The organism is Mycobacterium sp. (assembly GCF_052145595.1).
In the GTDB taxonomy this organism is placed as follows: domain Bacteria; phylum Actinomycetota; class Actinomycetes; order Mycobacteriales; family Mycobacteriaceae; genus Mycobacterium.
In genome coordinates, this window is record NZ_JBKQOI010000065.1 from 1 (window position 1) to 9,756 (window position 9,756).

Below are 9,756 nucleotides of genomic sequence, written 5' to 3' on the forward strand. Positions count from 1 at the left end.
GGTAGCGAAAGCAGCGGCGAGCGTCGGCGAACTGTCCCGCATGTCGTGGCCGATAACCACCTGCCGCGCACCCTCACCGCGCATCAGCTGGGCGAATGCGGCGCCGAGATCGGTGACCAGCGGCTCGTCGATCTCATCGCCGACCAGGCCACGCACGTCGTATGCCTTGACGACACGGTGGACAGTCGCGGCGGGCCGAGACATACGGGGGCCTCCTGACGCCATGGATCCTTTGCCTCTTGGAGTCAGCCTATCGGCCCGCGGGAAACACGGACCGGAACGGTGCGCAAGGGTTCCGCGCCGCGCCAGATACCGCTAGTCAGAGGGGTCGGGCAACACCCGCAGATGTCCGCGGCGGCGCCCGGAACGATGCTCGGGTGGGGCGAGCAGGCCACTGCTGGGCGCGGTGGCATGGGCTCGGGTGTGATGAATGTGGGGGTCGGAGAATCCGTTCAGTGGCGAGCCGTTGCGCCCGTGGGGCAGGCCCCGGTCGCCCGCTCCGCCCTCACGCACCGCGTCGGCGAGGGCGACCAGGTCGTCCTCGTCGGGGTTGGTGGGCAGCGGGCCGGCGTGGCGCACGAGGTCCCATCCGCGGGGTGCGGTGATCCGGCCGGCATGGCCGACGCACAGGTCCCACGAGTGTGGTTCACGCGCGGTAGCGAGTGGACCGATCACGGCCGTCGAGTCCGAGTAGACGAACGTCAAGGTCGCCACGGCATAGTGCGGACACCCGGGCCTGCAGCAGCGACGGGGAACGTTCACGATCGAAAGGCTATCGTGCGGAAACGCCGCCGAAGCGCCGGACACGCGCATCCGTTCGACCCACGATGTGCAACCGTTACCATCGGCGCGTGGGCGATTCGCGCAGCTCCCCGCAAAACGATCGGCAGCGGCGCCGATCGGCTTCGCGCCGGGCCTCGCTGAGGGGCCGCGATATGCGCGGTCCGCTGCTGCCGCCGACGGTGCCGGGATGGCGCAGCCGGGCCGAGCGGTTCGACATGGCGGTGCTGGAGGCCTACGAGCCCATCGAGCGGCGCTGGCAGGACCGAGTGGCTGAGCTCGACGTGGCGGTCGATGAGATTCCCCGTATCGCCGCCAAGGACCCCGACAGCGTGCAGTGGCCGCCCGAGGTCATCGCCGACGGACCGATCGCACTGGCCCGCTTGATTCCGGCGGGCGTCGACGTCCGCGGCAACGCCACGCGGGCACGAATTGTGTTGTTCCGCAAACCGATTGAGCGACGGGCGAAGGACACCGTCGAACTCGGCGAATTGCTGCACGAGATCTTGGTGGCTCAGGTGGCCATCTACCTGGACGTCGAACCCTCGGTCATCGACCCGACGATCGACGACGAATAACCTTGCGCGCGTCAGATTATGCCGCGTTTGAGGCGGCGTCGTTCGCGTTCGGAGAGACCGCCCCAGATGCCGAAGCGCTCGTCATGCGCCAAGGCGTACTCCAGGCACTCATGACGTACCTCGCAGCCCAGGCAGATCTTCTTGGCCTCGCGGGTGGAACCACCCTTCTCCGGAAAGAAGGCCTCGGGATCCGTTTGGGCGCAAAGTGCGCGGTCCTGCCATTGGTCCGTGGTCAGCGGCAGGGGTTCGGGTTCGAATGCGGCTGGCGCATCGGGAACCACAGTCAGGTGCGGACGGGCAATTGCCGCCGGCACCGAGCCAATGGTGGTGCGCGGTGTGCTTGTCATAACGCCCCGAAGGTGCTCATAAGACATGCTTCGTCCGCCTCCTCAGCTTTGATTTGAGAGAGTGAGTGATTCCCACTGTTCTGATGTACAGACAATTCGAACATGTGATCGAATCTCGGTCTGCGACACCGGAATCGGCCGGCCAACCGGGAAATGACACTGTTGTGATTAGACACGGGTTGACCTGCTGGGTCAAGCGTTACGGCCCATTTCCATATCATCTCGTGACGAAATTTCGGCGTTTCTGTTGTTTTTCGCGCCGCGGCGTGTCGATCACAGTGCGCAAAAACTCCCTTTTGAGGTCCTGAATTGGCTCGCATCGTCGTCGGGCCCCCGCTAAATCGCCCAACTCCTCAGCGGCCCGCGCTCGCGGACCGCATCGTCGTCGGGCCCCGGCTAAATCGCCCAACTCCTCAGCGGCCCGCGCTTGCGGACCGCATCGTCGTCGGGCAGTACTGTCAGGCAATGTGAAGGTCACCGTTCTGGTCGGTGGGGTCGGCGGCGCCCGTTTCCTGCTAGGGGTCCAGCAGCTGCTCGGGCTCGGTCAGTTCCAAACCCAACAGCAACCGGATACCCCGGACGCCTCCGCCGACAGCCACGAGCTAACCGCCGTCGTCAACGTCGGCGACGACGCCTGGATCCACGGGGTTCGTGTCTGTCCGGATTTGGACACCTGCATGTACACCTTGGGTGGAGGCGTCGACCCGCAGCGAGGCTGGGGTCACCGCGACGAAACCTGGCACGCCAAAGAGGAATTGGCGCGCTACGGCGTGCAGCCAGACTGGTTTCAACTGGGCGACCGCGATCTGGGCACCCATCTGGTGCGCACCCAGATGCTGCATGCCGGCTACCCGCTGTCGCAGGTCACCGCGGCGCTGTGTGATCGCTGGCAACCGGGCGCGCGGCTGCTGCCGGCCAGCGATGACCGGTGCGAGACGCACGTCGTGATAACCGATCCGGCCGACGACACTCGCCGGGCAATCCACTTCCAGGAGTGGTGGGTGCGCTACCGGGCCCAGGTCCCCACGCACAGCTTCGCTTTTGTGGGCGCCGAAAAGGCCAGCGCCACAACTGAAGCGGTAGCGGCCATCGCCGACGCCGACGTCATCTTGCTGGCACCGTCCAATCCGGTGGTGAGCGTCGGCGCAATCCTGGCCGTCCCCGGCATCCGCGGCGCGTTGCGGGCGGCCAGGGCCCCGATCGTCGGCTACTCACCGATCATCGGCGGAAAGCCATTGCGTGGCATGGCCGATGCATGCCTTCGCGTGATCGGAGTCGAATCCACCGCTGAGGCGGTTGGCCGCCATTACGGGGCGCGGCGGGGCACCGGAATCCTGGATTGCTGGCTGGTGCATGAGGGTGACACGGCCGAAATCGAGGGGGTCGCAGTGCGATCGGTACCCCTGTTGATGAGCGACCCCAAGGCGACGGCCGAGATGGTCAGCGCCGGGCTGGAACTTGCGGGCGTGGCGGCGTGACCGGCTCAGGTTTGACCCCGGATTTGAACAAGCCGCCGGGCGGCGACCATGGCACCGCGGCCACGATCGAGATCCTGCCCGTCGGCGGGTTCGGAGAATTTCGGCCCGGTGACGATCTGGGTGCGGCGGTCGCCGCGGCCGCTCCCTGGCTGCGCGACGCGGACGTCGTGGTGGTGACCAGCAAGGTGGTGTCCAAGTGCGAGGGGCGGCTGGTGCCGGCACCACGGGATGCCGAGGAGCGCGATCGACTCCGACGCAAGCTGGTCGACGATGAAGCGGTACGCGTGCTGGCGCGCAAAGGCCGAACGCTGATCACCGAGAACCGGCTCGGCCTGGTTCAGGCCGCCGCCGGCGTGGACGGTTCCAACGTCGACCTCGACGAACTGGCGCTGCTTCCGGTCGACCCGGATGCCAGCGCCGCGGCCTTGCGGACCGGACTGCGTGAGCGACTCGGCGTCGACGTCGCGGTGGTCATCACCGACACGATGGGCCGCGCCTGGCGCAACGGCCAGACCGACGCGGCTGTCGGCGCGGCCGGTCTGACCGTGCTGCACAGCTATTTGGGAGCCGTCGACCGGTACGGCAACGAGCTGCTCGTCACCGAGATCGCGATCGCCGACGAGATCGCGGCGGCCGCCGACCTGGTCAAGGGCAAACTGACCGCGATGCCGGTGGCCGTCGTGCGCGGGCTCACTGTGGTGGACGACGGCTCAACGGCCCGGAAACTGCTGCGACCGGGCGACGAAGACCTGTTCTGGCTCGGCACCGCCGAAGCCCTCGATATGGGTCGCCAACAGGCGCAACTGCTGCGCAGGTCGGTGCGCCGGTTCAGCGATGAGCCGGTGCCGCCGGACTTGGTCGAAGCCGCCGTCGCCGAGGCCCTTACCGCGCCCGCCCCCCACCACACCAGGCCGGTGCGGTTCGTCTGGCTGCAGACCGAGGAGACCCGGACGCGGCTGCTGGACCGCATGAAAGATAAGTGGCGCGTAGACCTTGCCGGTGACGGCAGGTCTCCCGACTCCGTCGAACGGCGGGTGGCGCGCGGTCAGATCCTCTACGATGCACCCGAGGTCGTCATCCCGTTCCTGGTGCCCGACGGGGCCCACGCCTATTCCGATGCCGCGCGCACCGACGCCGAGCACACCATGTTCACCGTTGCGGTCGGAGCGGCCGTGCAGGCCCTGCTGGTCGCGTTGGCGGTGCGGGGGCTGGGCAGCTGTTGGATCGGCTCGACGATCTTCGCCGCCGACCTGGTCCGTACCGAGCTCGAGCTGCCCCCGGACTGGGAGCCGTTGGGCGCCATCGCGATCGGCTATCCCGCGGAACCGGCCGGCCTGCGCGACCCCGCCGACGCCGGGGATTTGCTGATCCGCAAGTGATACTTGAGCCCATGAAATTCGCGGGCAAGGCGGCGGCGTCGGCCGACAAGGTCCGGGGCGGCTACTACACGCCAGTGCCCGTTGCCCGATTCTTGGCCAGGTGGGTTCTTGAAGCGGGTTCGCGAATTGTCGAGCCGTCCTGCGGCGACGGCCGAATCCTGCGCGAGCTCGCCACCCTCAGCAGCCAGGTCCACGGTGTGGAACTCATCGCGCACGAAGCGGTGAAGTCGCGAGAGTTCGCCCCCGTCGACGCCGCGAACCTGTTCACCTGGCTGGCCACGACCGAGGCCGGCGGCTGGGACGGGGTCGCCGGCAACCCGCCCTACATCCGCTTCGGCAACTGGGCCGCCGATCAGCGAGGCCCGGCTTTGGACCTGATGAGGCGCGAGCGTCTGCGCCCCAGCAGGTTGACCAACGCCTGGGTCCCCTTCGTCGTCGCGAGCACGGTATTGGTGCGCGACGGCGGACGGGTGGGCCTGGTGCTTCCGGCCGAGTTGCTCCAAGTCGGCTATGCCGCCCAGTTGCGCGATTTTCTGCTGAGCCGATTCTCTGAGATCACGCTGCTGACATTCGAGCGACTGGTGTTCGAGGGCATCCTGCAGGAGGTCGTGCTGTTCTGCGGTGTCGTCGGTGCCGGCCCGGCCCAGATACGCACCGTCCATCTCAGCGACGCCGACGCACTGGCCTCAATCGCAGAGGCCGGCCTTGACGTCGAATCTGCTCCCGCGCTCATGCACGAGAAGGAGAAGTGGACCAAATACTTCCTGGACCCCGCCGCGATCCAGCTGCTGCGCACGCTCAAGCAGTCGCAGGCCATGACCCGGCTCGGGTCCGTCGCCGACGTCGACGTGGGCATTGTGACGGGCCGCAACAGCTTCTTCACCTTCACCGATGCGCAGGCCCAGCAACTAGGACTGAAGCCGCACTGCGTGCCGCTCGTCTCGCGCAGCAGCCAGCTGTCCGGGTTGGTCTACGACACCGACTGCCGGGCAGGCGATCTCGCCGCCGGCCATCGAACCTGGCTGCTCGACGCGCCGCCTGATCCGACCGATCCCGCTGTGGCCGCCCACATCCGGGCCGGCGAAGCCGCCGGCGTCCACCGCGGCTACAAGTGCTCGGTCCGCAAGCCGTGGTGGAGCACGCCGTCGCTGTGGATGCCCGATCTCTTCATGCTGCGCCAGATCCACCGTGCGCCACGGTTGACCGTCAACGCCGCCGGGGCCACGAGCACGGACACGGTGCATCGGGTCCGGCTCAGACCATCTGTTGACCCGACCGCATTGGCCGCGGTGTTCCACAACAGCGTGACATTCGCCTTTGCGGAGATAACCGGCCGCAGTTACGGCGGAGGCATCTTGGAGCTGGAACCCACGGAAGCCGAGCAGCTCCCCATTCCCGCACCGGCGCATCCCGGCGCCGAACTCGCCTGCGACGTCGATCTGTTATTGAAGGCCAACGAGATCGAGAAGGCACTCGACGTCGTCGACCGTCATGTTCTGATCGATCAACTCGGCCTGTCAGGCGAGGTCGTGCGCGAATGTCGCGCGGCGTGGATCGCGCTTCGGGATCGCAGGACGAGGCGGGGATCTCGTTGAGCATCCGCGAGTCGGCGATCTCGATCCTCACCGACTGGCAGGCTCCGGATCCGGCCCAGGATTCGCTGCGGCACGCCGTGCTGGCCTTCGTGCAAGCCCGTACCGATGCCTGCCGTCGTGAGTGCGTACCGGGCCACGTCACCGCCTCGGCGCTGGTGCTCGACGACACCGGCACCCAGGTGCTGCTGACCTTGCATCCACGGTTGGGCCGGTGGGTACAGCTCGGCGGGCACTGCGACGATGACGATGCCGACATCATCGCCGCGGCGTTGCGCGAGGCCACCGAGGAATCCGGCGTCGCCGACCTGCGCATCGGGCCCGAACTGGCCGCCGTTCACGTCCACCCGGTGGTGTGCTCGCTGGGCGTGCCAACACGCCACCTCGACTTACAGTTCGTCGCGCACGCGCCGGCCGGCGCACAGATCGCGATCAGTGACGAGTCGGAGGACCTGCGGTGGTGGCCGGCCGCCGCGTTGCCGGACGGAACCGATCTCGCGCTGGCGTATCTGGTCGGCCGGGCCCTGCGCCACTAGCCGACGGTGACTGCAGCGTCACACTCGGCGAGGACCTAGACGTCGGACGAGTAGCGGATCCCGCCGTCGGGAATGGAGACGCCGGGCCACACCCGGGCGCCGCGCAGCAGCTCGCACCGGGCACCGATGTCGGCGCCGTCGCCGATCACGCCGTCGCGGATCAGCGCTCGCGGACCGATGCGGACGCCGAAGCCGATGATCGAGCGCTCGATCACGCTGCCGGCCTCGACCTTGACGCCATCGAAGATCACCGCGCCGTCCAGCCGGGCGCCGGGCCCGATCTCGGCGCCCCGCCCAACGACCGTGCCGCCGATCAACACCGCGCCCGGCGACACCGCCGCGCCGTCGTGCACCAACTGTTCGCCGCGGTGACCGCGCAGGGCCGGTGACGGGGCGATCCCGCGCACCAGATCCGCCGAACCGCGAACAAAGTCGTCCGGTGTGCCCATGTCGCGCCAGTAGGTGGAATCGACGTAGCCGCAGATCTTGACGTCCGGATCGGAGAGCAGGGCCGGAAACACCTCGCGTTCGACCGAGACCTCCCGGCCCCGCGGAATCCGGTCGATGATGTTGCGTTCGAAGACATAGCAGCCGGCGTTGATCTGGTCGGTCGGCGGGTCCTGCGTCTTCTCCAGGAAGGCGGTAACCCGGCCGTCTCCGTCGGTGGTCACGCAGCCGAAAGCCCGGGGATCACCCACCCGAACCAGGTGCAGGGTGGCGTCGGCGTGGTTGGTCTGGTGGAACACCAGCAACTGGCCCAGGTCTGCGCCGGACAGCACATCGCCGTTGAACACCATCACGGTGTTATGCCGCAGGTAGTCGGCGACGTTGGCGATGCCGCCGCCGGTCCCCAGCGGGACCTCCTCGGTCACGTAGTCGATCTGCAGACCCAGCTTGGACCCGTCACCGAACTCGGCCTCGAACACCGACGCCTGATACGACGTGCTCAGGATGGCGTGCTCGATGCCCGCCGCGGCGATCCGCGACAACAAATGGGTCAGGAATGGCAGCCCGGCGGTCGGCAGCATGGGCTTGGGCGCCGAGAGCGTCAGTGGCCGCAGCCGGGTGCCCTTGCCTCCGACCAGGACCACCGCATCGACCTGGGAGGTTGTCAATTCAACGCCGCCTTTCTGCCGCATTCCGTCTACGACTTCGCAGTGAACTACGCACCATCAGGCGAGAGCGCACCACCAACGAGACCCGCAGCGTCGCGCGCAGTGGGGCCCGCCACCAACCAGGATGCCGGTCGGCCAGAAAGATGTAGGTGCTTTTGTGGTGTGCCGCCAAATGGCTTGCCGGGTCGTACCCGGTGGAGTGGCCCTTGTGGTGCAGAACTTCGGCCGACGGCACGTACACGCTCTGCCAGCCGGCGTTGCCGAGCCGGTCACCGAGGTCGACGTCCTCCATATACATGAAATAGCGCTCGTCGAATCCGCCGACTTGGCTGAAGGCCGACCGGCGGACCAGCAGGCAGGACCCCGACAGCCAGCCCACCGTCCGCTCGCTGGGCTCCAGGCGCTCCTGGCGGTACGCCGTCGTCCACGGGTTGCGCTTCCAAAACGGCCCGATCACCGCATGCATGCCGCCGCGGATCAGGCTGGGCAGGTGGCGCGCCGACGGATACACCGACCCGTCGGGATCCCGGATGAGCGGGCCCAGCACCCCGGCACCCGGCCAGCGGGTGGCCGCGTCCAGCAGGGCGTCGATGCTGCCCGGGCCCCACTGCACGTCGGGGTTCGCCACGATCACCCAGTCATCATCTTCGTCTAACTGTGCGACCGCACGATTCACCGCGGTTCCGTACCCGAGGTTGGCGCCGGTGTCGAACAGCCGCACGTTCGAATAGCGCTCGACCGCCGCCTGTGGAGTTCCGTCGATGGAGCCGTTGTCGGCCAGCAGGACACTCACCGGGCGCTCGGTGGCCAGCGACAACGAAGCCAGGAACCGCTCCAGGTGGGGGCCCGGCGAGTAGGTCACCGTCACGACCGGCAGGACGTCAGTCACCTGTAGAGGGTAACGGTCGGCCGGCCGCGGCGGTGCTGCCAGATGCTGCCAGCGCCGCGACAAGTGCAGGGCGCCAGGGCCTTAGCGGTGTCAGGCCCGCCGCGGCGGACTGCCGGCTCGACAGCGCGGAGTAGCTCGGGCGTGGCGCCGGCCGCGGATTCTCGGCGCTGCTGACTGGCCGCACGCGGGCCGGATCAGCACCGCATTCTTCGAACACCGCGCGGGCTTGCTCGAAGCGGGAGACCTCACCCCCGTTGGCGGCGTGCAGGATCGGACCCGGCACGCGATCGTCGACGACCTGCAGCAGCGCGCCGGCCAGGTCCGCGACGTAGGTCGGTGATCCGACCTGATCATCGACCACGTCCACCGGGCCGTCCCCGGCGGCCAGTCGGCGCATGACGGCAACGAAGTCCTTGCCGGTGCCGCCGGTGTAGACCCAGGCGGTACGGACCACGATGCCGTCCGAGGCCTCCGGCAGCGCCGCCAGCACGGCCCGTTCACCGGCGAACTTGGTGCGTCCGTACACGCCCTGCGGATGGGTTTCATCGCTGGGCTCGTAGGGCCGGGGCGCGCGCCCCTGGAAGTCCGAGCAGTCGCCGTTGAACACGTAGTCGGTGGAGACGTGGATCAACCGGGCGCCGACGCGCGCGCAGGCGCGCGCGATGTGTTCCGGGCCGACGGCGTTGACCGCGTAGGCCCGGGCCTCGTCGCTCTCGGCGCCGTCGACGTTGGTGTAGGCGGCGCAATTGATCACCACGTCGCCGCCCTGGACGATCCGCCCGGCCGCGGCCGGGTCGGTGATGTCCCACTCGGACGACGTCAGCGCCAGCACGTCACGGTCCTGACCTGTTGCCAGCTCCGCCAGACACCTGCCCAGTTGCCCGGCAGCGCCGGTGATCACGATCCTGTCCGACATGTGTCGAGTCTGGCACGGGCCAGGCACGCCGCCGCTCGCTACCCGACAAGGAGCTGTGTCGCAAGTAACCTTGTGTGATGCCTGTGCAACGTGTGGTTCGTGTGGTCGCCACTGTGCTGACCGTCGCGGTCGTTTTCGGCACCGGG

10 protein-coding genes and 1 pseudogene are annotated in these 9,756 nt (G+C 68.1%); 5 read left to right on the top strand and 6 right to left on the bottom strand.

Annotated elements, in window-relative coordinates; translation table 11 throughout:
* Positions 1 to 204, bottom strand: a pseudogene (manB, locus tag ACLP4W_RS04560) (phosphomannomutase/phosphoglucomutase); the annotation flags it as partial.
* A gap of 111 nt (positions 205 to 315) precedes the next feature.
* Positions 316 to 762 (bottom strand): DUF3499 domain-containing protein, encoded by a 447-nt coding sequence (locus tag ACLP4W_RS04565; protein ID WP_442384551.1) that lies wholly within the window; start codon positions 760 to 762, stop codon positions 316 to 318.
* Between the two features lie 173 nt (positions 763 to 935).
* Here ACLP4W_RS04565 and ACLP4W_RS04570 point away from each other — a divergent pair, with 173 nt between their 5' ends.
* Positions 936 to 1,358: a metallopeptidase family protein gene (locus ACLP4W_RS04570; RefSeq protein ID WP_442384567.1), complete on the top strand. Its 423-nt coding sequence runs from the start codon at positions 936 to 938 to the stop codon at positions 1,356 to 1,358.
* 11 nt (positions 1,359 to 1,369) lie between these two features.
* Here ACLP4W_RS04570 and ACLP4W_RS04575 read toward each other — a convergent pair whose 3' ends face one another.
* Positions 1,370 to 1,705: a WhiB family transcriptional regulator gene (locus ACLP4W_RS04575; protein ID WP_442384553.1), complete on the bottom strand. Its 336-nt coding sequence runs from the start codon at positions 1,703 to 1,705 to the stop codon at positions 1,370 to 1,372.
* A 467-nt stretch (positions 1,706 to 2,172) separates the two neighbouring features.
* On the opposite strand from ACLP4W_RS04575, the gene cofD reads away from it, so the two are divergent.
* Genes cofD through ACLP4W_RS04595 form a run of 4 tightly spaced genes read left to right on the top strand, consistent with a single transcriptional unit; the run spans position 2,173 to position 6,690 of the window.
* Positions 2,173 to 3,183: a 2-phospho-L-lactate transferase gene (cofD, locus tag ACLP4W_RS04580; RefSeq protein WP_442384555.1), complete on the top strand. Its 1,011-nt coding sequence runs from the start codon at positions 2,173 to 2,175 to the stop codon at positions 3,181 to 3,183.
* 23 nt (positions 3,184 to 3,206) lie between these two features.
* Positions 3,207 to 4,562 carry a coenzyme F420-0:L-glutamate ligase gene (locus ACLP4W_RS04585; protein WP_442384569.1) on the top strand — a complete coding sequence of 452 codons (1,356 nt, stop codon included), beginning with the start codon at positions 3,207 to 3,209 and terminating at the stop codon, positions 4,560 to 4,562.
* Between the two features lie 11 nt (positions 4,563 to 4,573).
* Positions 4,574 to 6,157, top strand: a complete 1,584-nt coding sequence (locus ACLP4W_RS04590) for an Eco57I restriction-modification methylase domain-containing protein (protein ID WP_442384557.1) — start codon at positions 4,574 to 4,576, stop codon at positions 6,155 to 6,157.
* Positions 6,100 to 6,690, top strand: a complete 591-nt coding sequence (locus tag ACLP4W_RS04595; protein WP_442384559.1) for an NUDIX hydrolase — start codon at positions 6,100 to 6,102, stop codon at positions 6,688 to 6,690. Before ACLP4W_RS04590 ends, ACLP4W_RS04595 begins: the two co-directional genes overlap by 58 nt.
* A gap of 35 nt (positions 6,691 to 6,725) precedes the next feature.
* Here ACLP4W_RS04595 and ACLP4W_RS04600 read toward each other — a convergent pair whose 3' ends face one another.
* From ACLP4W_RS04600 to rfbD, 3 genes are read right to left on the bottom strand one after another with little or no spacing between them, the layout of a single operon-like run.
* The gene (locus tag ACLP4W_RS04600; protein ID WP_442384561.1) at positions 6,726 to 7,805 is read right to left on the bottom strand and encodes a sugar phosphate nucleotidyltransferase; all 1,080 of its coding nucleotides are present in this window, start codon (positions 7,803 to 7,805) and stop codon (positions 6,726 to 6,728) included.
* Position 7,806: 1 nt separating this feature from the next.
* On the bottom strand, positions 7,807 to 8,694 hold the full coding sequence (locus tag ACLP4W_RS04605) for a glycosyltransferase family 2 protein (RefSeq protein WP_442384563.1): 888 nt from the start codon (positions 8,692 to 8,694) through the stop codon (positions 7,807 to 7,809).
* On the bottom strand, positions 8,687 to 9,610 hold the full coding sequence (rfbD, locus tag ACLP4W_RS04610) for a dTDP-4-dehydrorhamnose reductase (protein WP_442384565.1): 924 nt from the start codon (positions 9,608 to 9,610) through the stop codon (positions 8,687 to 8,689). The genes ACLP4W_RS04605 and rfbD overlap by 8 nt, the downstream gene beginning before the upstream one ends.
* Between the last annotated feature and the right edge of the window lie 146 nt (positions 9,611 to 9,756).

Excerpts from the sequence above, each read along its gene's own strand:
- ACLP4W_RS04570 (WP_442384567.1), top strand. The coding sequence starts at position 936 with ATGCGCGGTCCGCTGCTGCCGCCGACGGTGCCGGGATGGCGCAGCCGG.
- ACLP4W_RS04575 (WP_442384553.1), bottom strand. The coding sequence starts at position 1,705 with ATGACAAGCACACCGCGCACCACCATTGGCTCGGTGCCGGCGGCAATT.
- ACLP4W_RS04590 (WP_442384557.1), top strand. The coding sequence starts at position 4,574 with ATGAAATTCGCGGGCAAGGCGGCGGCGTCGGCCGACAAGGTCCGGGGC.
- ACLP4W_RS04595 (WP_442384559.1), top strand. The coding sequence starts at position 6,100 with ATGTCGCGCGGCGTGGATCGCGCTTCGGGATCGCAGGACGAGGCGGGG.
- rfbD (WP_442384565.1), bottom strand. The coding sequence starts at position 9,610 with ATGTCGGACAGGATCGTGATCACCGGCGCTGCCGGGCAACTGGGCAGG.